27 protein-coding genes and 1 tRNA gene are annotated in these 23,459 nt (G+C 70.6%); 13 read left to right on the top strand and 15 right to left on the bottom strand.

Annotated features, from left to right (window positions below):
• Nucleotides 1-211: 211 nt before the first annotated feature.
• Nucleotides 212-284, top strand: a tRNA-Arg gene (locus tag OG542_RS26280).
• A 180-nt stretch (nt 285-464) separates the two neighbouring features.
• On the opposite strand, the gene OG542_RS26275 is transcribed toward OG542_RS26280, so the two are convergent.
• From OG542_RS26275 to OG542_RS26265, 3 genes are all read right to left on the bottom strand, one after another.
• A complete protein-coding gene (locus OG542_RS26275; RefSeq protein ID WP_328413901.1) occupies nt 465-665 on the bottom strand; it encodes a hypothetical protein in 201 nt (66 codons plus the stop codon).
• A 99-nt stretch (nt 666-764) separates the two neighbouring features.
• Nucleotides 765-1,031 carry a hypothetical protein gene (locus tag OG542_RS26270; RefSeq protein ID WP_328413900.1) on the bottom strand — a complete coding sequence of 89 codons (267 nt, stop codon included), beginning with the start codon at nt 1,029-1,031 and terminating at the stop codon, nt 765-767.
• A 25-nt stretch (nt 1,032-1,056) separates the two neighbouring features.
• A complete protein-coding gene (locus tag OG542_RS26265; protein ID WP_328413899.1) occupies nt 1,057-2,424 on the bottom strand; it encodes a S8 family serine peptidase in 1,368 nt (455 codons plus the stop codon).
• 309 nt (nt 2,425-2,733) lie between these two features.
• On the opposite strand from OG542_RS26265, the gene OG542_RS26260 reads away from it, so the two are divergent.
• The gene (locus OG542_RS26260) at nt 2,734-3,000 is read left to right on the top strand and encodes a hypothetical protein (RefSeq protein WP_328413898.1); all 267 of its coding nucleotides are present in this window, start codon (nt 2,734-2,736) and stop codon (nt 2,998-3,000) included.
• 377 nt (nt 3,001-3,377) lie between these two features.
• On the opposite strand, the gene OG542_RS26255 is transcribed toward OG542_RS26260, so the two are convergent.
• The 3 genes from OG542_RS26255 to OG542_RS26245 all read right to left on the bottom strand — a co-directional run bounded on the left by OG542_RS26255 (nt 3,378) and on the right by OG542_RS26245 (nt 5,105).
• Complete coding sequence (locus OG542_RS26255; protein WP_328413897.1) at nt 3,378-3,593, bottom strand: hypothetical protein; 216 nt, start codon at nt 3,591-3,593, stop codon at nt 3,378-3,380.
• Nucleotides 3,594-3,613: 20 nt separating this feature from the next.
• A complete protein-coding gene (locus tag OG542_RS26250; protein WP_328413896.1) occupies nt 3,614-3,895 on the bottom strand; it encodes a hypothetical protein in 282 nt (93 codons plus the stop codon).
• An 832-nt stretch (nt 3,896-4,727) separates the two neighbouring features.
• A complete protein-coding gene (locus OG542_RS26245) occupies nt 4,728-5,105 on the bottom strand; it encodes a VOC family protein (RefSeq protein ID WP_328413895.1) in 378 nt (125 codons plus the stop codon).
• A 105-nt stretch (nt 5,106-5,210) separates the two neighbouring features.
• Here OG542_RS26245 and OG542_RS26240 point away from each other — a divergent pair, with 105 nt between their 5' ends.
• Together OG542_RS26240 and OG542_RS26235 are read left to right on the top strand one after the other, a co-directional pair.
• Nucleotides 5,211-5,582, top strand: coding sequence for an ABC transporter permease (locus OG542_RS26240; RefSeq protein WP_328413894.1), 372 nt, complete (start codon nt 5,211-5,213; stop codon nt 5,580-5,582).
• A 215-nt stretch (nt 5,583-5,797) separates the two neighbouring features.
• Nucleotides 5,798-6,757 carry a D-2-hydroxyacid dehydrogenase family protein gene (locus OG542_RS26235; protein ID WP_328413893.1) on the top strand — a complete coding sequence of 320 codons (960 nt, stop codon included), beginning with the start codon at nt 5,798-5,800 and terminating at the stop codon, nt 6,755-6,757.
• Between the two features lie 124 nt (nt 6,758-6,881).
• Here OG542_RS26235 and OG542_RS26230 read toward each other — a convergent pair whose 3' ends face one another.
• The 4 genes from OG542_RS26230 to OG542_RS26215 all read right to left on the bottom strand — a co-directional run bounded on the left by OG542_RS26230 (nt 6,882) and on the right by OG542_RS26215 (nt 8,368).
• The gene (locus tag OG542_RS26230) at nt 6,882-7,160 is read right to left on the bottom strand and encodes a hypothetical protein (protein WP_328413892.1); all 279 of its coding nucleotides are present in this window, start codon (nt 7,158-7,160) and stop codon (nt 6,882-6,884) included.
• 146 nt (nt 7,161-7,306) lie between these two features.
• Complete coding sequence (locus OG542_RS26225) at nt 7,307-7,576, bottom strand: hypothetical protein (RefSeq protein ID WP_193478154.1); 270 nt, start codon at nt 7,574-7,576, stop codon at nt 7,307-7,309.
• A gap of 159 nt (nt 7,577-7,735) precedes the next feature.
• Nucleotides 7,736-8,014, bottom strand: a complete 279-nt coding sequence (locus OG542_RS26220) for a hypothetical protein (protein WP_328413890.1) — start codon at nt 8,012-8,014, stop codon at nt 7,736-7,738.
• A gap of 75 nt (nt 8,015-8,089) precedes the next feature.
• Nucleotides 8,090-8,368, bottom strand: a complete 279-nt coding sequence (locus OG542_RS26215; RefSeq protein ID WP_328413889.1) for a hypothetical protein — start codon at nt 8,366-8,368, stop codon at nt 8,090-8,092.
• A 470-nt stretch (nt 8,369-8,838) separates the two neighbouring features.
• On the opposite strand from OG542_RS26215, the gene OG542_RS26210 reads away from it, so the two are divergent.
• A complete protein-coding gene (locus tag OG542_RS26210) occupies nt 8,839-9,129 on the top strand; it encodes a chaplin (RefSeq protein ID WP_328413888.1) in 291 nt (96 codons plus the stop codon).
• A 142-nt stretch (nt 9,130-9,271) separates the two neighbouring features.
• Here OG542_RS26210 and OG542_RS26205 read toward each other — a convergent pair whose 3' ends face one another.
• The 4 genes from OG542_RS26205 to OG542_RS26190 form a co-directional block, all read right to left on the bottom strand.
• Entirely contained in the window at nt 9,272-10,138 is an 867-nt protein-coding gene (locus tag OG542_RS26205; RefSeq protein WP_328413887.1) for a tyrosinase family protein, read from the bottom strand.
• A complete protein-coding gene (locus OG542_RS26200; protein WP_328413886.1) occupies nt 10,122-10,640 on the bottom strand; it encodes a tyrosinase family oxidase copper chaperone in 519 nt (172 codons plus the stop codon). The genes OG542_RS26205 and OG542_RS26200 overlap by 17 nt, the downstream gene beginning before the upstream one ends.
• A gap of 196 nt (nt 10,641-10,836) precedes the next feature.
• Complete coding sequence (locus tag OG542_RS26195; protein WP_328418336.1) at nt 10,837-11,430, bottom strand: hypothetical protein; 594 nt, start codon at nt 11,428-11,430, stop codon at nt 10,837-10,839.
• Between the two features lie 200 nt (nt 11,431-11,630).
• Nucleotides 11,631-12,326: a hypothetical protein gene (locus tag OG542_RS26190; RefSeq protein ID WP_328413885.1), complete on the bottom strand. Its 696-nt coding sequence runs from the start codon at nt 12,324-12,326 to the stop codon at nt 11,631-11,633.
• Between the two features lie 401 nt (nt 12,327-12,727).
• Between OG542_RS26190 and OG542_RS26185 the strand changes: the two genes are divergently transcribed.
• The 8 genes from OG542_RS26185 to OG542_RS26150 are packed head-to-tail and all read left to right on the top strand — an operon-like array spanning nt 12,728 to nt 22,130.
• Entirely contained in the window at nt 12,728-13,813 is a 1,086-nt protein-coding gene (locus tag OG542_RS26185; RefSeq protein ID WP_328413884.1) for a DUF3344 domain-containing protein, read from the top strand.
• A gap of 50 nt (nt 13,814-13,863) precedes the next feature.
• The gene (locus OG542_RS26180; RefSeq protein WP_328413883.1) at nt 13,864-15,114 is read left to right on the top strand and encodes a glycosyltransferase; all 1,251 of its coding nucleotides are present in this window, start codon (nt 13,864-13,866) and stop codon (nt 15,112-15,114) included.
• Nucleotides 15,111-16,538, top strand: coding sequence for an exopolysaccharide biosynthesis polyprenyl glycosylphosphotransferase (locus tag OG542_RS26175; RefSeq protein WP_328413881.1), 1,428 nt, complete (start codon nt 15,111-15,113; stop codon nt 16,536-16,538). The genes OG542_RS26180 and OG542_RS26175 overlap by 4 nt, the downstream gene beginning before the upstream one ends.
• A 3-nt stretch (nt 16,539-16,541) precedes the next feature.
• A complete protein-coding gene (locus tag OG542_RS26170) occupies nt 16,542-17,882 on the top strand; it encodes an O-antigen ligase family protein (protein ID WP_328413880.1) in 1,341 nt (446 codons plus the stop codon).
• A complete protein-coding gene (locus OG542_RS26165; RefSeq protein WP_328413879.1) occupies nt 17,879-19,576 on the top strand; it encodes a lipid II flippase MurJ in 1,698 nt (565 codons plus the stop codon). The genes OG542_RS26170 and OG542_RS26165 overlap by 4 nt, the downstream gene beginning before the upstream one ends.
• Nucleotides 19,560-20,324, top strand: coding sequence for a polysaccharide deacetylase family protein (locus OG542_RS26160; RefSeq protein ID WP_261683585.1), 765 nt, complete (start codon nt 19,560-19,562; stop codon nt 20,322-20,324). Before OG542_RS26165 ends, OG542_RS26160 begins: the two co-directional genes overlap by 17 nt.
• Before the next feature lies 1 nt (nt 20,325).
• A complete protein-coding gene (locus tag OG542_RS26155; protein WP_328413878.1) occupies nt 20,326-21,477 on the top strand; it encodes a glycosyltransferase in 1,152 nt (383 codons plus the stop codon).
• Complete coding sequence (locus tag OG542_RS26150) at nt 21,474-22,130, top strand: YveK family protein (RefSeq protein ID WP_328413877.1); 657 nt, start codon at nt 21,474-21,476, stop codon at nt 22,128-22,130. The genes OG542_RS26155 and OG542_RS26150 overlap by 4 nt, the downstream gene beginning before the upstream one ends.
• Before the next feature lie 29 nt (nt 22,131-22,159).
• On the opposite strand, the gene OG542_RS26145 is transcribed toward OG542_RS26150, so the two are convergent.
• Complete coding sequence (locus tag OG542_RS26145) at nt 22,160-23,419, bottom strand: glycoside hydrolase family 26 protein (RefSeq protein ID WP_328413876.1); 1,260 nt, start codon at nt 23,417-23,419, stop codon at nt 22,160-22,162.
• Nucleotides 23,420-23,459 lie beyond the last annotated feature (40 nt).

Below are 23,459 nucleotides of genomic sequence, written 5' to 3'. Positions count from 1 at the left end.
ATAACGAGTGCACAACACCCGATGCCTCTGACGCCAAAAGCGGTGCACGATTCGTACCTGCCTGCGATTATCAGGACCGCTTCACCGAACCTCCACATCGAGCCACGGAGGCGAAGCAACAGGGACAAGGACGCGGGAGCCCTATCCTTGTCCCCGGCAACGTCACGGATCCGCCCACACCAGGGCACCACGACAGAGGCCACCACACCCGGCCCCCGTAGCTCAGTGGATAGAGCAGGCGCCTTCTAAGCGCTTGGCCGCAGGTTCGAGTCCTGCCGGGGGCGCAAGTCTCCGCCCTCCCTTTGGGGAGGGCTTTTTGCTGGTCAGGGTGCACGCCAGCCGACACGACGAAGCCCCGGACCCCCCCTTGATAATCAAGGGGGGCTCCGGCGCTGCCCGGCTGTCATCGGGTTTTCGCGGGTGGCCGTGTCGAAGACCTGCCGAAATCTTTGCGGGCCGTGAGGTCAGTCAGCGTACGGCCGCTCGGGGAGATCTCCGGCAGCTTCGAGCCGCCTCTTCAGGTCGGGCAGCTGGCCCTTGTCGTAGACGCGTCGTCCGGTGGGTGACTCGAAGGCGTGCGGGGGCAGTACCGCCTTACGGGCGTTGCGCCATGTCCGGCGGATGACGGAACCGGCGAGGATGCCGCCGGACTCGCCTTGGAACATGAGCGGCATCGCCGTGACGCGCTCGCTCGCGTCCAGCCCCGACTCTGGAACGAGCTCTAACCCGCCGTTGTGGCGGGTCGGCCCCTGTGTCGTGGGGGTTCAGTCCTCGTCGGGGCGGGGATGGGGCGGGCCGAAGGGTTCGATCTTCGGGTTCGCGTACGGCCCCTGGGCACCGGGCGTGCCGTGGACGCGCTCGGCGACCGCCTCGGTGACGAGCAGGGCGTAGGTGCCGTTGTGCAGGTCGACGAGTCCGTAGTCGGTGTCGACCGCGTCGCGGCCGATGCCGAGCTGTCGCAGGGCGTCCTCGAGCGTGGCTCCCGACGGGAGCGTGACCGTGATGAGGCTGGTTGGCTTGTCGGGAGCCATCGGTCTCTCCTCCGATGTGAAGCGGCTACCTGCGGGTGCCGTGCCCGTTCTTGCTGCGGCGGCGAAGCGCATCCATGATCGCCGGTACGTTGATGATGCCGAAGCCGTAGTCGTGGTCGAAGCCGGCGGCGCCGCGGTCGTCGGCCGTCCGCTGCAGCAGGGTGCGCAGCTCGGCCGGCTTGATGACGTTGGTCGACCACTGCGTGCGTACGGCGGCGACCACGCCCGCGGCCACCGGACAGGCGGCCGAGGTCCCGGAGTCCGGTTCGCCCGCCCCGAAGGCGTGTGAGCCCTCGAAGTGGGTGTACGCGCAGATGTCCGGCTTGTTGGAATCGAGCCGGCCGGGGCCCTGCGAGGAGTAGCCGACCCGGTTGCCCCGCGTGTCGACACCACCGATGGACAGCGCACGCGGGTGCGAGTTGGCGCCGACGATGGGCCGGTCGGGGAACTCGCAGCGGCCGTCAGGGCAGTCCAGGCCGCAGTTGCCCGCCGCGAACAGGACGTCGGCGCCCGCGCTCTCCAGCGCGGTCACCATCAGGTTGAAGGGGTGGCCGGGGTTGTCCGAGTAGTTCCCGGGGTGGCTGGGCGGGAAGTCCCACCGGGGCGAGAAGGAACCCCAGCTGTTGCTGACGACCAGGGCCCGCTTGTCGTCGGGCATCGTCTCCAGCACGCTCCACAGGTGGGAGTAGGCCGCCACGGCGTCCGAGAGCAGCCCGCTCATGACCGTCGGGCCCTGCTGTTGCGAGAGCAGGACCGGGATGTCGATCAGCGTCGCCTTCGGTGCGGCGATGAGGGCGTCGAAGGCGCACATGGTGCCGTGGTCGACCGGGAACTTGCCCGGCTTGCCGGTCACTCCGGGCGGATTCCAGCTCCGTGCCGCGTCGACCGTGACAGGACGGTCCAGTTCGTTGCTCAGGTGCTGGGTGTTGATGCCGGTGTCGGTGATCGCCAGCGCGATACCGCTGCCGTCCAGGTCGTCCGCGCCGAGCTCGGCGAGGAGGTTCTTCACGTCCTGCCAGTTGCCGACCGGTCCGTCCCCGGGACACGTGGGCGACGTCTGGATGACCGGGTCGGCGGAGATGCCGACGATCTGCGGGCGGCTGAGGGCCAGCATGGAGAGCCGGCTGGCGGCGTCGTAGTCGTGGATCTCGCCACGGACCAGGACGGTGGCGTCTTCCGGCCGCATGGAGAACCGGAGCGGCTGGGTCAGGGACAGCGGGTCCCCCTCGGCCGTGGACGGCACGGGCCTGGGCAGCGCCACTGGTGTGAACGACTGGTCCAGCTCGACGCCGGGCATCGCCCCGGCGACATCCTGAGTGGTCGCGGTGAGCTGCGGGTTGGCGACGGCTTCGACGACGTCGCGTTCGGGCTTCATCTGGATGAGGACACGCATGGTTCTCCTCGATGTGGGACGGACTCCAGCGCACGCGAGCGGCGTTTCGTCCACGGCGGCTCGCGGAGGGTGCGGCTGGGTGGGGAGCCGTTGAGAGGCGATGAGTGGCCTACCCTGCGACCTGCCCTCGACCGGCGGATCGGCCGAGGCCGAGCGCGCGGTGGGCAGACGCGGATCAGGCGCCGTTGCCCATACTCACCGCGCAAATGCGGCACCGCACCTTGATACCCCCGAACGGCCTACAGGCGACCCGTCCCTCCGCCCTTCAACTGCTGACCAGCACACCCTCTGAAAAAGCCTTGTCAGGAAGTGAATCCAGAGCAGAAGGAGCTTGACCTCGCGCTTGGCTTCATGGCCCACCAGGCCGCGACGCTGGAGTTTTTCCTGCACCAGACCGTTCGACGATTGGTCGGGGGACGGTACGCGACGCTCATGACTGCTGGCATACAGGGTTCCGGCCTGCTCGACGCCATCAAGAGGATCATGGCCGTTGGAGCAGTCTCGGAGGAAGCCGTGCGAGAGATGGCTGATATGTCCGGCAAGTGCCGCGTCGCGTTCAGGGAGCGGAACAAGTAGGTCCACGGCATCCGAGTCATCAACACCGAGAACAGCGAGGTCTGGACGAACAATCGTCGAGACGGCGGCATTGATCAGCACCCGATGCAAGCAGAGAAGCTGATGGAGCTCGGAGCCGATTTCGTCAAGCTGAGCTCCTATCCCGCCGCGAAGGGGGTCTCAACGCGTGGCCCAACCGTGCCCGATCGGGCGGTAAACACCGGGGAACAGCAGTCACTTCCGGACAGCGCACAGCGTGACGCCCCCTGACCGATGCACCTGATCAGGGGGCCGTTCTCCGTTCTCACTGCTAGCTGAGCGGAGGCGGTGGGATTTGAACCCACCGTGACATCGCTGCCACGACGGCTTTCAAGAGCGCCGCTCTGCCTGAGACAGCGTCAGCTGGCCACGATCGACTTGTTTGTCACGTCTACTACGTGCTTGCCACTGGCCAGTTCGGTAATACCGTCTTCTTCCACTTCCGTTTCGAGCACAGATTCGCCATTCCCGCCTAGAACTATCACGTTCGCCTCTTCTGATGGCCGCGATACAGAAATGATGCGACCAGTTGCGGTGTCGTGAACGACCGAAACCTTTACTTTCGCCATTTCCACTTCATCCCTTCAGCTGAGCATCACGGCAGTGACTCGACTTGCGCCAGGAGGCGGAGGTTGCAGGTGTTGAAGGGGGCATGGTTCTGTATGTAGACCTTGTATGCCTTTGTGCCGTCCACGTGTTGGAACGACTCGCCTTGCCTGAGTGTTGCGTGTGCTTTCGGAAACGGGACTCCCGGTCCGGTGCCGGGGAATACCACGATACTAAATGCCACCGCCTGCTTATTGGTGAACCCGTGGATGAACCAATCCAAGGACCCGTTCGCCGATACCGTGGCTGAACCAATGTCGAAAACAGCCATGACTTTGCCTCCCAGGCTGCGGGGCTGAGGCGACAGTGTCTCGCGACAGTTCACTCGAAACACTGTCGTACTAATACCGTTGCCCATGTATGCGCACTTCGCAAATCGAGCTCCGGAGTCAGCAGCCCTGAAGTTGAACCAGCAGCCATTAAGTTGAAGTAGAGGAGCAGCCAGGCCGCCCCCGGGGCGTGCTTTGCGGTACAGCAACGAAGTACAGCAACCCCAGTGACCCTCACCGCTCGCACATGGGCGACTGCCCCTCAACTCTGCCCCGAATGACCGCAGTCGACCGGCCTGGCTTGAGCTACGGATCAGAAGGTCGCCGACATCCACGGGTGACATCAACAGCTCCGGATGTTCAGTTCGTCCCGCAGTTATGGGTCCAGCACGGGAGCCTGACAGCCGTCGATGGTGCCTCGCAGAAACAGCCAGTCGAACAGTCGCACCGCTGGGCTACGCCCCGACTGAGGACGCTCGTACAGAGCACAGAAGCGATAGCCCGCCGAGCACTCGACGACGACGCACGCACCACAAGCGCACCAGATCGGACGGGGAACGGCGGGAAGTCACGGTGAAAGCACCGACGAGGCCGTACTGCGTGACGCGGCAGCAGGGAGTTCTTACGCGGCAGGTCCGACGGCAGCCCACACCAACCGCCCGGTCCGCAGCCGGGGTTCGACCCCGCAAAGCGTCCCGCTATCCGGCCCGTGGCCACCTTGAACGCCTCCCGCCAACGGGCGGGATCTGTGCTGTGACTTGCGGCCATCGTCTCTTCGTCAGTCCACACGACTCACGATGATCAATGGTGGCCGCAACCCTGCAGTGTCGCCCGTCAGTGCCGGACGAGACAGAACGGGTGTCCTGCCGGGTCCGCGAAGATGCGCCAACTCCGCTTTTCGTCACCCTCATCGAGCAGTGTGGCGCCCAGATTGAGAACGTCTTCCTGAGCTTGGTCCAGGTCCTTGACCTCCAGGTCGACGTGGAACTGCTGGGGCCGAACGGGATCCTGCCAACGCGGTGGCTGATGGTCTTCCACCCGCTGGAAAGCCAGCACGAACCCACCGCCGGTGTGGAGCGTCGCCCAGCCGTCGCCGAGCGACCACCGCGGATCCGGCTGGTTCACCACGCCACCGAGAAGCGACTGGTAGAACCGGGACAGCTCAACGACATCGGCACAGTCCAACACCACACACTGCAGCTTGGCGATCATGCCGGGCAGCGTAGAGCAGCACCGCGCACCGGCCTCAAACGAGCCAGATCACGATCTACAGCTGGAGGTTCTGGGTCAAGCTCTGGGTGGCAGCGGCTCGTGGCGGTGCCAGATGTGTTCACGGCCATCGCCGTCGTCAACACCCTGAGCATGGCGACGGCGGGCCGCCGACGGGAGTTCGCCCTGCTGCGACTGGCCGGCGCACAGTCCGCGCAGGTCCTGCGCATGCTGGCCTGGGAGGCCGTGCTCACCGGCGTGGTCGCGCTGTTGCTGGCCACAGTGGTCTGTGCGTCTGTGCTGGTACCGCTGAGCATCGCAATCACCGGTTCCACGGTCCCGGCCCTGGCCGGTGGGCCGTTGGCCGCGCTGGCCTTCGGCGCGGCCGTGGCCGCCGTCGCCACGGTCACGGTCGCCGGCCGCCTGGCCATGCGGAGCGCCGCGGCCACGCCAGGGGGCCTGGCGAGGGCGGTCTCCTGACCGCCCTCGCCATCCGCCTCGGCGAACAGAACAGCACGCCCCCCGCTCCCTAGCACTCCCCAGCACTCCGCAGCCCTCCGGAGTACTCCGCAGCCAGACCATGTCCCCGTCCCGTCCTGGAAGCCGTGGCGGTTCCGGGAGGGGGCTTCCCGCTGCCCGTCCCCAGGCGCGATCATGGTCCTGGAACCGGACCTGGTCCGAGGAAGGGGCGCGATGTGAGGCTGCGCTGTGCTGTGCTGGACGACTTTCAGAGGGTGGCGACCGAGGTCGTCGACTGGTCGCCGATCGCGGGCGAGGTGGAGGTCGTTTCCTTCGACACGCATGTGGACGGTGAGGACGCCCTGGCCGCGGCGCTGGCCGAGTTCGACATCGTGGTGACCCTGCGCGAGCGCGTGTCGTTCCCCGGGTCGCTGATCGCCCGCCTGCCCCGGCTGAAACTGATCGTCGCCTCCGGCATGCGCAACTCGGTCATCGACTACGCGGCCGCCGAGGAGCACGGCGTCACCGTGTGCGGCACGGCCAGTTCCTCCACCCCGCCCGTGGAGCTGACCTGGGCCCTGCTGCTCGGCCTCGCCCGCGGCCTCGTCGAGGAGAGCAACGCCCTGCGCTCCGGCGGCCCCTGGCAGTCCACCGTCGGCGCCGACCTGCACGGCCGCCGCCTCGGGCTCCTCGGCCTTGGGAAGATCGGCAGCCGCGTGGCCCGGGTCGGCCTGGCCTTCGGCATGCACGTCAGCGCGTGGAGTCAGAACCTCACCAAGGAGCGTGCCGACGAGATCGGCGTCGAACTCGCTGCCTCCCGGGAGGACCTCCTCGCGAGCAGCGACTTCGTCTCGGTCCACCTCGCGCTGAGCGACCGCACCCGCGGACTGCTCGGGCCCGCCGAACTCGCGCTCCTCAAGCCGACCGCGTATCTGATCAACACCTCGCGCGCGGCCATCGTCGACCAGGAGGCCCTCCTCGCCGCCCTGCACGAGGGCCGGATCGCCGGCGCCGGCATCGACGTCTTCGACATCGAGCCCCTGCCCGCCGGCCACCCGATGCGCACCGCCCCCCGTCTCCTCGCCACCCCGCACCTGGGCTACGTCTCCGACGCCAACTACACGACGTACTACGGCCAAGCGGTGGAGGACATCCGCGCGTTTCTCGCGGGCGCGCCCCTACGACGGCTGCCCTGACACGACGGCTGGAGACACAACAATGGCCGGGACCCGGTATTCGGGTCCCGGCCATCCTCCGCTGCGCGGGTGGACTCACGCGAGGGGCGCCGCCGTGGACGAGGCGCCTCGGGCTCGGCGGGAGTCAGGCCCTCTTGCCGGGGACGACGGCGCTGCTGACGCAGGAGACCTGGCTGTGCGACGTCGGGCACTGCTGCGACGAGTTGTTGGTGACGGTGACCTTGCCGCCCTTGTCGGTGGTGTACGTGTACTGGCTCAGTTCCACGCAGCGAACCTGACCGTTGCCGTCGTCGACGCACTTGCCGGGGTCACCGAGTGCGGAGGCCTGGGCGGCGCCGACACCGATCAGAGCGAAGCTCCCCAGAATTCCCGCTGCCGCCGCGATCATCTTCGAATTGAGCATTTACCTTTTCCTTTGCGGTCGACTGCCCGCCGCTTGACGAGGAGTCGTTCCGGACGCATATACCGGCTGAGAAGCCAAGAGGCAGGCCCCGCGGCTCGGACACCTGGTTCGAGCCCCGGGGCCTGCCTGTATCACCTGGTCGGTGATTACTTGCCCAGGGAGAAGGTCTGCGAGCAGGTCACAGACTCGCGCTCGCTGTTGTCCTGGTTGGCGAGACCCAGGATGGCGAGGTTGATGTTCACGTCGTCGATGTTGATGAGTCCCTCACGCGAGTCGTTCTGCTCGCACGACTGGGCCTGCTTGTTGTCGAGCTTGAACTGCTCGTCGCCGTCCGCAGCGTGACCCACGCCAGCGCCGAGGAAGCTGACGCTGCCGAGCATGGCCACAACGACCGCGGCCTTCTGGTACTTGCGCATTACTTCTCCGTTTTCTCGAGTTGACACAGACCGTGATGGGCTGGTCACCGACAGTTTCCAACCTTAGGCGGCGTGTGCACCTCTTGCTCGGGCGAAACGCCCAATCACGTAATTTTCTGGATAAAACCTGTTGTACGACAGCGCCGACCGACGGGATCGTCAGCCCCTCTTGACGGGGACCGTGACACTGTCGACGCAGCTGACCTGACCGTGAGAGGACGGGCAGGTCTGCGTCGAGTCGTTGACGACGGTGACGCTGCCGGCCTTGTCCGTGATGACCTGATACTCACTCATCTGCACACAGCGGACGTTGCCCTTGCTGTCCTGGACACACGTGCCGGGACCACCCTGCGCGGAGGCCTGGACGGCACCGAGGCCGATCAGGGCGAAGCCCCCCAGGATTCCCGCTGCCGCCGCGATCTTCTTCGAATTGAACATCTACCTTTTCCCTTTAGTCAGGCGGCAGGCCCCGGGGCTCGAATCGAGCCCCGGGGCCTGCCTGGATCAACCTGATCAGTGGCCGCCACGCAGCGAGAAGGACTGCGAGCAGTTCTGCGACTCGCGCTCGCTGTTGTCCTGGTTGGCGAGACCCAGGATGGCGGCGACGTTGACGTTGACGTCGTCGACGTTGACCAGACCCTGGGTGCTGTCGTTCTGCTCGCAGGACTGGGCCTGCTCGTTGTCGAGCTTGAACTTCCCGTCCCCGCCCGCAGCGTGACCCACGCCGGCGCCGAGGAAGCTGACGCTGCCGAGCATGGCCACGACGACCGCGGCCTTCTGGTACTTGCGCATTACTTCTCCGATTTCTCGAATCGACACAGACCGTAATAGTCCGGTCACTGACAGTCGCTAAGATAAGCGGCGTTTGCGACTTTTGCCACACGAAACGCCTCGTGGCGTGAGCTTCTTGTGAAAGTGCAGGTCGCAGCGCTGCGGCGGTTCCACCTGGTGGTCCATTCAGGGGCCGCCACGGCCGCCACGGCCGCCACGCCGAACCAACTCCCGTTCGGGCAGCCGCCGCTCACGACGAGCGGGACCCGCCCCCGCCGCACACGCGGGGACGACGGTCGCGGCCAGTAGACAGGTCACGGGCGGGGGAATACGCAGACGGCCGCCCATCAGCACCCATTTGGCGGAGCCTCTGTTCAAGATGGGTGATCCGGAGAAGATTTCTCGTGACCGGTCGGGGGCCACGGCGTTGAACGGGCAGTGCGGCAGCGCGTACTGCTGCCGCACTTACCTAGTCAGTAAGGGAGAACGTGATGTCTCGCATCGCGAAGGTTGGCGCTGTTGCTCTCGGCACGAGCGCCGTGGTGCTCAGTGGGGCCGGTCTCGCCGCGGCGGACGCCGGCGCCAAGGGCGCGGCCATCGGCTCGCCCGGCGTCCTGTCCGGCAACGTGGTTCAGGTGCCGGTCCACGTTCCGGTCAACGTGTGCGGCAACACCGTGAACATCGTCGGCCTGCTCAACCCGGCCGTCGGCAACGAGTGCAAGAACGGCGACCACAAGAACCACGACAAGAAGAGTGGCAAGAAGCACGGCCACCGCCACTGACTTCTGCTGTCATGACCCGAGAGCCCCGGCCCCCCGAATGCCGGGGCTCTCCCCATGCCCCCCGAACCTTGTACGCGTACGGAACACGAGTACGGAACACGAGGCCGTACGGAACACGAACCCGTACCGACCCCGTGTCCCCTCACGCGTAGCGATAGATCCGGCCGACATCCTCCAGTTCCTGCGGCGTCACGTCCCACGGCGGCAGGCTCTGGCGCCGTGCCACGATCCGGCCGTGCTGCCGGTCACCCTGGCCCGGCGGCGTGGCCGGGAGGTAGCGGGCCCCGCGGTGCCGACGTTGCCAGCGATACCACTGCAGGTCGATGAAGGCGTGGTGCAACCAGAACACGGGGTCGTTGACGGAGGCGCCTCCGAGCATGTCCCCGCCGACCCAGCCGTGCACCCGGTTGTGGTTGCGCCAGGGCGTGTTGCCCCGGCCGGTGCCCCAGCCCTCCAGCTTGTTGCGGAAGCCCCGCGTGACCGTCGAGTCCCAGGGCGCCACGTCGTAGACGGGGTCCTTCAGTGCCCAGGCCAGCTCGCTCTTCGTGGGCAGGTCCATCGATCTGCGGGGGCGCCCGAGCTCCCGGGTGAGGAAGTCCCTGTCGGCCACGTTCACCTTGATGGTCCAGTTGCCGTGCCGGTAGGCGAACGGACCGGTCATCACCTGGTGGTCGGAACGGCGCCCGTCGCCCCCGAGGAGACGGTCCGTCCAGGGCGCGGAGGTGGTCGTGCGGTCGCGCGTCCAGTCCCAGTACGGCACCGTCACCGAGGAGTCCACCCGGCGCAGCGCGCGCTCCAGGTCGAGCAGGAAGCGGCGGTGCCAGGGCAGGAAGGAGGGCGCCATGTGCGCGGCGCGCATCCCGTGCTCGCCGTCGGCGGAGAAGTACTCGATGTGCATCCGGACGAACTCGTCGTACTCGCCCCGCCGTTTGACCTCCAGCAGCGCCTTGACGAACCGGCGCTGCTCGGCCCTGGTGAGCGTGGCGGCGTCCCTACGTACGTACGCCACGCCGGTCCTCCGTGTGGATGTGCCCCGGGCCTTCCAGTCCCGGAGCCGGCTCGCGCAGCCGCTGACCGGGGCCGAGTGCGTCGACGGCGGCGCGGGCGGCCTCGAGCGGTGTCCGGTAGGAGCAGTAGTGGTCGACCATGCTCAGCCAGGTGCCGTCGGCCCGGCGCATCAGATGCAGCGGGCAGCCGTCCACGGTGACGTGCCACCGGCCCTGCCCGGCCGGGCCGTTCGGCGGGGTCCACGCCACGCCGATGCGGCGGCCGCGGTAGGTCTCGGCGAAGGCGCTGTCCTTCCGAACGCCTTCGGGGCCGAGGCGTTGCGGCCAGAAGGCCGCGGCCACCGTGGCCACCGGGGCCGCCAGGGCCGCGGCGAAAGCGCAGACGCGCAGGCCGCGTGTCGCCTCCCGCCGGGTCACCTCCTGCCGTGTGCTGCCCGCCGGCAGGGGGCCCGCCGGGGCCGGCGCCCCGTCCCCCGCCGGTCCTCCGCCGATGCTGACGGCCATGGCCCACTCCTCGTCCGGTTCCGGTGTCGTAGCCGTAACCGCCGGACGTCCCGCGCGGTCACCGCCACGCGGCCAGACAAGTGATCACCGAGGGCCGTCCCGGCGGGGAGGGGCCCGCGTCAGGTGCCGGACACAAGCGGAGGGCCGGTCCTCGGACTTTCCGAGGACCGGCCCTCCGCGGGGCGTGGTTCCAGCCCTAGAACCACAGGTTGCCGTGCACCGGCTTGGCGTCGTTGACCGTGGAAGCGGCGTTCTTCGCCGTGTGGACCAGCGACTCCTTGCCTTCGGCGGTCACGTCCAGGGGGACCTTGGTGCTCACGCCGCCGGTGAGGTCGGTGGACGCAAGGTCGCGAGAGTTCTGAGCGGCCGGAGCGGGCTCGGGGGCGGGGACGGGCTGAGCGGCCGGAGCGGGCTGCGGAGCAGGCGGAGCGACCGGAGCACTCTGAACAGCCGGGGCAGGCTGGGGAGCCGGAGCAGGCTGAGCGACCGGAGCGGGCTGCGGAGCGGCCTGGGCGACCGGAGCACTCTGAACGGCCGGAGCGCTCTGAGCGACGGGAGCGCTCTGCGCCGGAGCGGACTGAGCAACCGGGGCGGCCTGGGCGACCGGGGCGGCCTGGGCGACCGGGGCGGCAGGAGCACTCTGGGCCACCGGAGCGCTCTGCACATCCGGAACGCTCTGAGCGGCGGGGGCGCTCGGGGCGACCATGGCGTCCTGGGCGAACGCCGGGGTGGCGGAACCAGCGGCGATCAAGGACCCGGCAAAGACGGCGGCAGCCTTCAGAGACTTCATCGTGTTCCTTTCTTCGGCAACGCACGTCGCCGGAGTGGTTTCTGTCGCCGTGCCTAACGAGCCCTGGCCTGGGCGGAAACCGGAACTGCCGAAGATTGCCAATACCTCATACGAGATCTATTAAAAGACCGGACCTCCGGCTGTAAAAGAACAACAGTCGTGGCGCCGCTCCCTGAGGCCGGCACCACGACTGGACGGGCTCAAGGGGCCGGCGGCAGCAGCGGCGTCAGCACCGAGATCCGGGGCGAGAAGAAGGCTTCGGGCTCCGCCGCCGAGGTTGTCGACGTGCTGGACGTCACCGTCGTAACGGCTTCCTCGTCCTGGAGCGCCGGTTCGCCCGAGGTCAGTTCGGCGAGGAGTTCATCGGCACCTCCCAGCAGGTCGTCGACCAGGGGAAGGAGGCCTCCGGCACCACCGGTGATCCCTTGCAGGAGGCCGTCGACAGCCCCCAGCACGAGGTCCAGGAGGTCGGTCACGGGGTCGGCGGCGCGCCGGTCGGGCACCAGGGCGGGAGCGGGCACGACGGGAGCCGGCAGCACGACCGGCGCCGGGGTCAGGGGCGCCACGGGTGCCGGGGTGTGCGCGTCCTCGGCGGCCGCCTCGACCAGGGCGGCCTTCGCGGCGTCACCCAGCTTCGTCGCCTCGGCCGCGGACAGTCGGCCGTTGTTGTCCCGGAGTACGGCGTTCAGCAGGTCGGCGACGGGGGTGAGCGTGCCCCAGTTGATTTTCCCGATCTGCACGAGGCGCACGTCCGCGCCGGGAAGCCGGGCATCGGAGGCCACCTGGCCATGCCCGCGGGCCGAGTCGGCCGCCATGGCGACGGGGCCGGTGATCCCGACCAGAAGGGCGGCGCACAGTGCGCTGGACGCGAGGCGCCGTGCGGGCAGAGCACGCATGGGTATTCCTTTCGACGGCGATGGATCTTGAGCCCACCGTGAAAGAACCCAGGGCTTTCCGCAACCATTCATAGGCTTTTCGGGAATACATAATTCCCTCTTTCGCCGCGTCCGGCCTGATCAGACGCTTTGTCAGGTCGCAGCGGCTCGGCCTCTGACGGAGTAACGGCCCGGCCCTCGCCGGGCGGAGGCGCGGCCCGGCGCCGGGGGCGACGGCCGGAACCAGCAAACACTTGCGATTTCACGATTCCGACACACTTGTCAGACTTCACCGAATTTCATCGACTATGTCCGATTGATGACTAGAGTTGCGAACCGCCCGACGCACTCCTCAGCGCGGACACATCGCACTCGTGGCGCTGCCGCCACGGCCACCTGTTCCGAAAGGGCAACGACCGGTCATGCGCCATTCCCTGGGCCCGCTGTTTCGCCGCGCGACCGTGGGCGCCCTCGCCCTTGCCGCCGTGTGGGCAGCCAGCAGTTCCCCGGCCGCCGCGCCGGCTGCGGCGCCCTCGCCGGAGGCCGAGAGTCTCGCCTTCGCCGAGCGGTACCGCGCGCTCCAGCACGGCGGCATCGTACGCGCCGCCAACGCGTCGATCACCTGCCGCGCGGCCCAGCGGCCTTCCTGCCCGGACGCGCAGGCGGGCGGTGTCGCCGCGAACGGCGACTTCGACATGTTCTACGTCGATGTCGACCGTGACCCCAACACCTACAACTCCTCCCGCTCCGAGGTCCGCCTGCCCAGCGGCTCCCGGGTGACCTACGCGCGCCTCTACTGGGGCGGCAACCTGCGGGTGGGCGAGCAGAAGCCGCCGGAGGACAACGGGCGTGTGCTGATCGCCGAACCCGGCGGGGAGTACAAGCAGTTGATCGCCGACACGATCGTCGGCCACCGCGTGCTGGACGGCATGGACGCCTTCCAGGCCTCGGCGGACGTGACGGGGCTGGTGCGGGAGGGCGGACCGGGCCTGTACACCGTGGCGCAGATCAATATCGCCATGGGCAGGTCGGCGGCCGGGGCATGGGGCGGCTGGACGCTCGTGGTGGCCTACGAGAACCCGGCGGAGCCGCTGCGGAACCTCGCCGTCTGGGACGGTTTCACCCCGCTCAGGTCCGGTGCCCAGGAGGTCCGTGTGACCGGCCTGGGTTTCGCCGCGGGCGCGTGGGGCCGTGCGGGCCTGGTGACGTACAACGGCGACCGCGGCACCGGCGGCGACTCCCTCACCGTGGCGACCGGCCAGTCCGGGACCGCTCTCACCAACGCCGCCAACCCCCGCGACGACGTCCTCAACTCCACCATCAGCGAGCCCGGGGCGGACGCGTCGCGTGTGCCCGCCCACGCCAACACCCTCGGCTACGACTCCGATGTGTTCGACCTCGGAAACGGTCTGCAGCAGGGCGGCGACCAGGCGACCTTCCGGATCCAGTCCCAGCACGACGCGGCGTGGGCCGGCGTGCTCTTCGTCGCCGTCGACGCACGGCGGTGAGCCCGTCGCCGTCCGCCCCGAACGCCTTCGCGAGCGAGGAATCCGCGCACATGCATCTGTCATCCACCGCCCCCCACCCCAGAGTCCTGCACCTGACCCAACCGGTGGACGGGGGCGTGGCGCGCGTCGTGACGGACCTGGTCGCGGCACAGCTGTCGGACGGCCTGGACGTCACCGTGGCCTGCCCCGACAGCGTGCTCACCGCGAGACTGCGGACGCTCGGCGCGCGCGTACGGCACTGGCACGCGACGCGGTCGCCGGGTGCGTCGCTCGTCCGGGAGGTACGGCATCTGGCACGGGTGATCGACGAGGTGCGTCCCGATCTGGTGCACGCGCACAGCGCGAAGGCCGGACTCGCCGGACGCCTCGCGGTACGCGGGCGGATCCCGACGGTCTTCCAGCCGCACGCCTGGTCGTTCGAGGCGGTCGGCGGGGGCACCGCGGCCCTGGCGCTCATGTGGGAGCGCTGGGGAGCGCGTTGGGCCTCACGGACGGTGTGTGTGAGTGAGGCGGAGCGGGCGACCGGCATGGACGCCAGGATCACCGGCCGGTGGACCGTCGTCCCCAACGGCATCGATCCGGAGCGCTTCCACCCGGCCGCCGCCGGCCTCGTGCGCTCCGGGCTCGCGCCGCTGGCCGGCCTCCACCCGGCGGCACCGCTCGTGGTGTGCGTGGGGCGGCTGTGCCGGCAGAAGGGGCAGGACGTCCTGCTGCGGGCGTGGGACGACGTCGTGCGCAGGGTGCCCGACGCCCGCCTCGTCCTGGTCGGCGACGGGCCGGACCACGACCGGCTTCGCGAAGGCGCCCCGGAATCCGTGGTGTTCGCGGGAGCCGTCACCGACGCCTCCCCCTGGTACCAGGTCGCCGACCTCGTCGTCCTGCCGTCCCGCTGGGAGGGCATGGCCCTGGCGCCGCTGGAGGCGATGGCCTGCGGGCGGCCCGTGGTGGTCACGGACGTGGACGGTGCCCGCGAGAGCCTGCCGCCCTCCTTCTCCGCCCGGTGCCTGGTCCCGCCGGAGGACCCGGCGGCGCTGGCCGGAGCCGTCACCGAGCTGCTGATCGACCCGCCGCTGCGCGAGTCGCTCGGCCACCAGGGCCGCCGGCACGTGCTGTCGACCCACGACGTGCGGCACACCGCCGAGGCCGTTTCGGACGTCTATCGCGATCTGCTCGGCCCATGGACCGCCGCCACCCCCAGCGCTGAGCACGGTCAGCGGCTCGACACCGGACGTGGCGCCGAGCCGAACCGGACAACGCAGCGCGTCGAGCCCACCGAGTACAGGGAGTCCATCCACTCGTGACCGCCGAACGTACCGTGCCCTCCCCCGGCGTACCGCCACGGGAGCACGGATCCTCACCAGTCTCGGTCATGCCGCCGCGCGGCACCGCCACCGGATTCCGGCTGCCCGCCCCGCGGCGCCCGGCCCGGCCCGCCTCGCCCGTCCCGCTGCTCGCAGCGGACGGCGTGGCCGCCCTGGCAGGCGCGCCGGTGCTCGCCGAGGCCCCGCGCCAGCCACTGCTCGTCACCCTGCTGATCGTCCTCTCGCTGCTGCTGCGCCGGCGCGACGGGCGGCCGCCGGTACCGGGGCTGCTGGAGGAACTGCCCGCCGTGTGCGGGCGCGTCGCGGTGGCCTGGCTGGCACTCGCGGCGCTCCTCGCGGCGTACCGGCCGGAGAACGCGCTGTCCCTCCGTACCGTGCTGACGGGGCTCGCGCTGCAGGCGACGGCCGGCTGTGTGCTGCGCGGAGCCGTGCACGCGCGGCGGCGCGCCGCGCTGCTGCGCCACCCGCAGACCGCACTCGTCCTCGGCCCGGTCGCCACCGCGCAGCGCGTGGCCGCCGCCGTCCTGCGTCAACCGCGGTGCGGCGTGAGGCCGGTGGGGATCGTCGCCGGGCAGCCGGACGGCACCGAGACCCTGCCGGTGCTGACGACCGCCGAGGAGGTCGAGCGGGCGGTCATCCAGAACGGGGTGCGGGCGGTGCTGGCCGTGCACCCCTCGGTACGCGCCGAACAGGAGCCGCTGCTGCGGGCGCTGGCCGAGTCGGGCTGCGTGGTCTGGGAAGTCGACGCCGACTCCCCGTCGTACGCGACGCGGGAGCGGCTGGCCGGGTTCGCCTGCCGGCGTCTGGACATGTCCCCCGCCCGGTACGGCAGCGCGGGCAAGCGGGCCCTCGACATCCTGGTGTCGGGGGCCCTGCTGCTTCTGGTCGGCCCGCTGCTGCTGATCTTCGCCGCGGCGCTGCGGCTCAGCGACGGGCCCGGCGTGGTGTTCCGGCAGGAGCGCATCGGCAGGAACGGGGAGCCGTTCACGCTGCTGAAGTTCCGTACCCACCGTCCGGTCGACGAGCACGAGTCGGCGACCCGGTGGAGCGTGGCGAACGAGAACGAGATGCGCTGGTTCTGCCGGATGCTGCGGCGCACCTCGCTCGACGAACTGCTCCAGTTGTGGAACGTGCTCCGGGGCGACATGAGCCTGGTCGGACCGCGGCCCGAACGCCCCTACTTCGTCGCGCAGTTCGGCCAGACCTACCCCGGCTACTCGGTCCGCCACCGCATGCGGACCGGTATCACCGGCCTCGCCCAGATCCACGGGCTGCGCGGCGACACCTCGATCGAGGACCGCTGCCGGTTCGACAACGCCTACATCGACGACTGGTCCCTGTGGCAGGACGTGTGCATCCTGCTGCGCACCGCGGCCACGGTGGTACGTCCGACGGGGAGCTGAGAGGTGAGCCTCGCACTGACACCGCTCCCGCCCCGTGTCGTCGCGCTGGCGCCGGCCCTGCCCGTGGTGGCCGTACCCGCCCTGCTGGCCCTGCCGCGGACACCGGACGGCGCCGGGCCCGCCGACGCGCTCTCCGGGCTCCTGGTGGTCTACTGCGTGATCCGTCTCCTGCGTGAGCGGCGGCGCCCGCTGTCGCCCGCCGCGGCGGTGGTGCTGGGCCTGCCCGTCGTGGGGCTCGCGATCGCCGCCATGGGGGCGTTCTCGTCCCAGGCCGGGCTGACCGGCCTCGGACGTTATCTGCAGACCTTCGTCCTCGTCCCGGCGGCCGTGCTGCTCCTGCTCCGCGACCGGGCCGGCTTCCGGATGGTGGCCTGGTCCTTCGTGGGGCTCGGTCTGTGTCAGGGGGCCGTCGGCGTCCACCAGTTCGTCACCCGGACCGGCGCCTCCTACCAGGGCGCGAACATCCGGGCGGTGGGCACCTTCGGGCCGCAGGACGTGATGGGCATGGCGACGGCGGTCTCGCTCGGCCTGGTGTGCGCGGTCGGGATCGCGCTGGGCCGGGTGTCCGCACGGCAGCGGGTCATCGCCTCCGGGTGCGCCCTGGTGCTGCTGCTGCCGCTCGCGCTCTCCTTCAGCCGGGGAGCCTGGATCGCGACCGTCCTGACCTGCACCATGCAGCTGGTACTGGCCGGCTGGCGGCGCGCGCTCAAGGTGGTCGCGGCCGCGGTCGCCTCGGGCGTGATCCTGGTGGGCGGGTTCGGCGTGGGCTCGGCGCTCCTGCAGCAGCGGATCGACAGCATCGCCCAAGTCGCCGACACCCCCGACCAGTCCGTCGTCGACCGGTACACCCTGTGGGCGTCCGCCACGGACATCTGGCGCGGGCACCCGCTGACCGGCGTCGGGCTGAAGGGCTTTCCCGAGTACCGGGACGGGCACGCCACACTGGCGCTGTCGTCGGGCAGCGAGACCGACGGGGCGGGGGTGGCGTACCAGCGGCAGCCGCTGCTGTCGCCGCACAACATGTACCTGCTGGTGCTGAGCGAGCAGGGCCTGATCGGGCTGCTCGCGCTCGCCGGGAGCTGGCTGGCGCTGCTGGTGTGCGGGGTGCGGCGGCTGCTGCGGGTCCGCGTCCGCGGGCCGGGACTCGACTGCGGGCTCGTCGCCTGCGGACTGCTGGTCTGGCTGCTGACCGACTTCATGTACGGAGACATCGGCGGTCCCTCGACCGTGCTGATCGCCGTCGGCATGGGGCTCGTGGCGTGGTGGGCGCTGGCCGGCGACGCGCGTGCGGCCCTGCCCCGGGGCGGGGTGCGCGAGCGCGCTGAGGAGGCCATGGCGCGATGACGGTGGTGCCTTCGCAGACCCCCGGTCCCGAGACGGACGGTGCGGCGACCGTGCCCCCGGCGCGGGCCGCCGTCAAGGCCGGGGACGGTGCTGCCGACCCGGCCGCCTCGGCGGCCTCCGGCAGCTTCCTGGCCAGGGCCGCGCTGGTGACGGCGTCGCTGTCCATCGCCGGCTCGCTGCTCGGCCTGGTGCGCGACCAGTCGCTGGCGCGGCTGTTCGGCGCCGGGAGCGACACGGACGCCTTCCTGGTCGCCTGGACCGTGCCGGAGTTCGCCGCCACGCTGCTCATCGAGGACGGGCTGGCGATCGCGCTGATCCCGGCGTTCAGCATGGCGCTGGCCCGCCGCGCCCGGGGCGCCCCGGGCGACCCGGTCCGCGCCCTGGTCGGTGCCACCCTGCCCCGGCTGTGCCTCGCCCTCACCGCGGTGGCCGCGCTGGTCGCCGGCACCGCTCCCTATCTGGTCCAGGCTCTGGCACCCGGCCTGCCCGACCCGCGGCTCGCCGTCGACTGCACCCGGATCACGGCGACCTGCCTGCTGGCCTTCGGGCTCGCCGGGTACTGCAGTGCCGCCCTGCGGGCACACCGCTGTTTCCTCGCGCCCGCGGCGATCTACGTCGCCTACAACACCGGCATCATCGCCGCGATGTTCCTCCTCGGCGAGGGCTGGGGCGTGCGCTCCGCCGCGGTCGGGGTGGCGGCGGGCGGCTGTCTGATGGTGGCGGTGCAGGTGCCGTCGCTGTGGCGGCGACTGACGTCGCGTACGCCGTCTTTCGCCAAGTCCGGGGCCGTCGTCGAGGAGCGGCCGATGCAGGTCGCCCTGGTCGCCGCCGTCCTCCTCTTCGCGCTGTGCCGCCAGTCGCAGGTGCTCGCCGAACGCTTCCTCGCCTCCGGTCTGCCCGCCGGCGCCATCTCGCACCTGAACTACGCGCAGAAGGTCGCCCAGATCCCGATGACGCTGTCGCTGATGGTGTGCACCGTCACCTTCCCGGTGGTGGCGCGGGCGCTCGCGGACGGCGACATCGCACGGGCCCGCAGCCGCGTGGAGCGGGATCTGGCGCTCGCCGCCTGTCTGGTGCTGCTGGGCATGTGCGCGGTCATCGCCTGCGCCCCGCAGATGATCGAACTGCTCTTCCAGCGGGGTGCGTTCACCGCGAGCGACACCGCGGCGACGGCGGACGTCATGCGCGTCTACGCCCTCGGACTGCTGAGCCAGACCCTGGTGGGCGCCCTGGTGCGTACCTACTTCTCGGCCGGCCGGGCCAGCTGGTATCCCCTGGGCGCGATGACGGCGGGCATCGCCGTGACGTCCTGGATCGGCGCCGCGACCGTGCACTCCTGGGGTGTGGCGGGGATCGCCGCCGCCAACGCCCTCGGCATCACCGTCACGGCCGCACTGCTGCTCGCCGGGCTGCGCACGGGCCGTCGCGACAACCCGCACAGCGTCTCGGTCCGGGTCCCGCAGGTCCTGGCCGAACTGAGCAGGCTGGTGGGCGCGGCCGTCGTCGCCACGGTCGCGGGTGCGTTCGCCGCGAGCCGGCCGGACTCCCCGGCGGCGGGCCTCGCGGCCGGCTTTCTCACCGTGACCTTCGTCTTCGTCCCGCTCACCTGGGCCCTCGGTGCCCAGGGCCCCGCGTCCGCTCTGCGCTTCCTACGCGCCGTCACACGAAGGCTCACACATGGCCGCTTCCGTTGATTCCCTCGACACCGGCAGACCCTCGGCCCCGCACCGGGGCCCCGTCCCGTGGGTGGCGATGTACCACTCGGTGGGCGACTGCTCGGACGACCCGTACCGCATCACGGTCACGCCCGAGCGGCTCGACCGGCAACTGGCGTGGCTGCGCCGCCGGGGGCTGCGGGGCGTGTCCGTGGCCGAGTTGCTCGCCGCCCGCGCCCGGGGCGAGGCACGGGGCCTGGTCGGGCTCACCTTCGACGACGGGTACGCCGACTTCGTCACTGAGGCCCTGCCGCTGCTGCGCCGCTACGACTGCCGCGCGACCCTCTTCGTGCTGCCCGGGCGGCTCGGCGGCGACAACGCCTGGGACCCGCTCGGCCCGCGCAAGCCGCTGCTGACCGCGGACGGCATCCGGCACGCGGCCGCCGAGGGCGTGGAGATCGGCTCGCACGGACTGACGCACGTCGACCTCACCCGGGCGGACAACCTCACCCTCAGGGCCGAGGTCGGCGAGAGCCGGGCGCTGCTCACGGAGCTGACCGGCGCCTGGGTCGACGGCTTCTGCTATCCGTACGGCACGGTCGACGCCCGCGCCGTCGAGGCCGTAAGGGAAGCGGGATACACCTACGCCTGCGCCATCGACCCGGGCCCGCTGACCGGTCCGCACGCCCTGCCGCGAGTGCACGTGGGCCAGAACGACACGGCCGTGCGCCTGCACCTCAAGCACCGGCTGCACCGGCTGCGCCGGCGCCCGGTGGAGGGCCTGTGAGATGAAGGCTCTGCACATCATCACCGGCCTCGGCGTCGGCGGCGCCGAGCAGCAGTTGCGGCTGCTGCTGCGTCATCTGCCCGTCGACTGCGACGTCGTGACGCTCACCAACCCCGGGGCGGTCGCCGAGGGCCTCACCGCCGACGGGGTCCGCGTCACGCATCTCGGCATGGGCGGCAACCGCGACCTGGGCGCGCTGCCGCGGCTGGTCCGGCTGATCCGCGCCGGCGGCTACGACCTGGTGCACACGCACCTGTACCGGGCCTGCGTCTACGGGCGGTTCGCCGCACGCCTCGCCGGGGTCCGGGCGGTCGTCGCCACCGAGCACTCCCTGGGCGACTCGCAGATGGAGGGCCGCAGGCTGACGGCGGGGGTGCGCGGGCTGTACCTCGCCAGCGAGCGGCTCGGTTCGGCGACGGTCGCCGTCTCCCCGACGGTGGCCGGTCGCCTGGAGAGCTGGGGCGTGCCCGCACCCCGCATCGAGGTCGTCCCGAACGGCATCGACCTGGACCGGTTCCGCTTCGACGCGGAGCGGCGCGAGCGCACCCGCCGGCACCTCGGCCTGCCGGAGGGCGCGTGGGTCACCGGCGGCGTCGGCCGGCTCAGCCGGGGGAAGCGGTTCGACGTCCTCGTCCGCGCGCTCACGCTACTCCCGAAGGACCACTGGCTGCTGCTGGTGGGCGGCGGCCCCGAGGAGCCCGTGCTGCGCCGCACGGCCCAGGAGGCCGGTGTGGCCGGCCGCGTCGTGTTCACCGGCGAACGTCCCTACGTGCCCGACGGTTCGCCCGGTCCCGACCTGCCCTCGCTCACCTCGGCGATGGACCTGCTCGCCTCCCCGTCCACCGAGGAGGCCTTCGGCCTGGCGGCCGTGGAGGCACTGGCGGCCGGCCTGCCCGTGCTCTACGCCTCCTGCCCGGCCATCGAGGATGTGCGGCCCCCTGCCTCCGCCGGCGTCCGGCGGGTGAGCGGCGGCCCCGAGGCATACGCCCGCGCGATCGCCGAGGTACGGGCGGCCGGTGCCCGGCCGCGCACGGCCTCGGAGGTCGCGCACCACTACAGCATCACCCACTGCGCGTCCCGTCTCACCGACGTGTACGCGGCAGCGGTCTCCAGTTCGACGTCCCCCTCTTCTCCGGGAGCCAACTCCTCATGACCGACACTCCGATCCGTCAGCGCCGCCTGTCCCTGGCTCGTCTCCGGGGACTTCCCCTGTGGTCCGTGGTCGCGGCCGGCACCCTCGTCGGGGGCCTGCTCGGCGGTTCGTACGGCCTGCTCACACCCTCGACGTACACGGCCACCAGCTACGTCATCGCCGTGCCTGCGGGCAAGTCCTCGCCGGACGCCGCCCTCGGGTTCGCCCAGGCGTACGGCCGGGTCGCCACGCAGCTCGCGGTGCTCGGGGACGCGCAGGTGTACGCGGGCGTGCCGGTGCGCACCCTGCAGCGCAGTGTGCGCACGGCGACGTCGCCGGACGCGCCGATGGTCGCCGTCTCGGCCACCTCCTCGCGCCCCGGCCTCGCCGTCGACATGGCCAACGCGGTCACCCGCTCGCTGACCCGGCACGCGGACGACACCCGGGGCAACACGCACGTGCGGCTCGTGCAGTTCTCGCGGGCGGTGGAGCCGAGCGAGCCGACCTCCGCGTCAACGACGGTGACCGGTCTGGTCGGCGCGAGCGCGGGCGGTCTGCTGGGCGGCCTGGCCCTGCTGGCGCGGCCGAGGAGAAACGGCCAGGAGGACGATCCCGCCCCGGCCCCCTCGGTGCCCAGCCCGGCCGCCGCCGCCGATGTCCGCGGACAACGGTGACGACGGCGGGCCTGAGCGGATCAGCCGGACTACCACCAGTCGAAGCGCAGGCAGAGCTTCCCGCCGATCCACTCCTCCACCCAGCTGCCCAGGTCCAGCGGCGTACAGTCCGCCGGTGGCGGCGGTGTGCCGGGCGGCGTCGGCTTCGCCGTGGGCACGAGGGGCGGGGTCGCCTGGTCGGTACGGCCGAACAGGACGGACCGGTAGAGCTGGGACGACTTCGGGTTGGCCCCGCACTGCCACACACCGTGCGGGCAGTAGTCGGTCAGCGTGTTGTAGAGCGGCTTGTGCTCCTCCATCCAGGCGAGCATGTCCCGCATGTAATCGGGATTGTCACCGTTGCGGAAGAGACCCCATTCCGGATAGGAAATGGGCTTGCCGTGAGCCTTGGCGAAATCCACGTGGTCCTGCAACCCGTAGGGCTCTTTCACCTGTTGTTCGAACGGCATCCCGGCCGGCTGGTCATAGGAGTCCATGCCAATGATGTCGACGGTGTCGTCCCCCGGATAGCATTTCGTCCAGGGAACGGCGTCGCGGCCACGGCTCGGCGTGAAATCGAACCGAAAATCCTGGCCCGGCACGGAACGCATGGTGGTGACGATCCTGTTCCAGTACTTCTTCCAGGCCTCCGGGTCCGGCCCACAGCGATGGGTGTACGTGGTGCCGTTCATTTCCCAGCCGAGCACGAGGACCGTGTCCGGCACCTTCAACTCCACCAGTCGCTCGGCGAGGACACGGAAGTGGTGATCGAACTCCCCGGCCGCGCCCCGTTGCAGCAGCCGCCGGACCTCGCTGTCGGAGACGCCCTCCTCGTTGCGCTCCTGCATGGGGACGTTGAGGACGAGCATCCGGTCGGCCTTCTTGTTGCGCCAGTGCGCCCACACGTCCAGGAACCCGGGAGCACCCTCGATGTCGCGCCAGCGGTGGCCCGGCAGATAGGTGTGGCCGGCGCGCAGCTCCGTACCGCCCAGCCAGTGGCTGAACAGCGGCATCCGGGCCACGCCACGGGCGTCGGACTTGAGGAAGACACCGAGGGCCGGGGCCTCCTCGCCCGCCGCCGGGGTGGTGGCGGACGGGGCCGGCGCCGACGGCTGGGGGACGGCCGGCGGTGTGAGGGCCGAGGGCGTGGCCACGGGCGGCGGCGGGCTCGGCGCCGGGGCCCGGGGTTCGGCGGCTCGCGCCACCCCCACTCCGGCCACCGGGCCGGACGCCAGGGCGGCCGAGGCGGCGACCGCCGCCGCCCCCAGGGCCAGCCGGCGGACCCCGGCCCGCTTGTGCTGTGGGGCCATGCCTGCTCCTTTTTTCGCGCTCGTCCGGACTACTGCCTCA

Origin of the sequence: Streptomyces violaceus, from assembly GCF_036014075.1 — a bacterium.
Lineage (GTDB): Bacteria > Actinomycetota > Actinomycetes > Streptomycetales > Streptomycetaceae > Streptomyces > Streptomyces violaceus.
The sequence above is the reverse complement of the archived record's forward strand: the minus strand, read 5'-3'. Positions and strand labels throughout refer to the sequence as shown.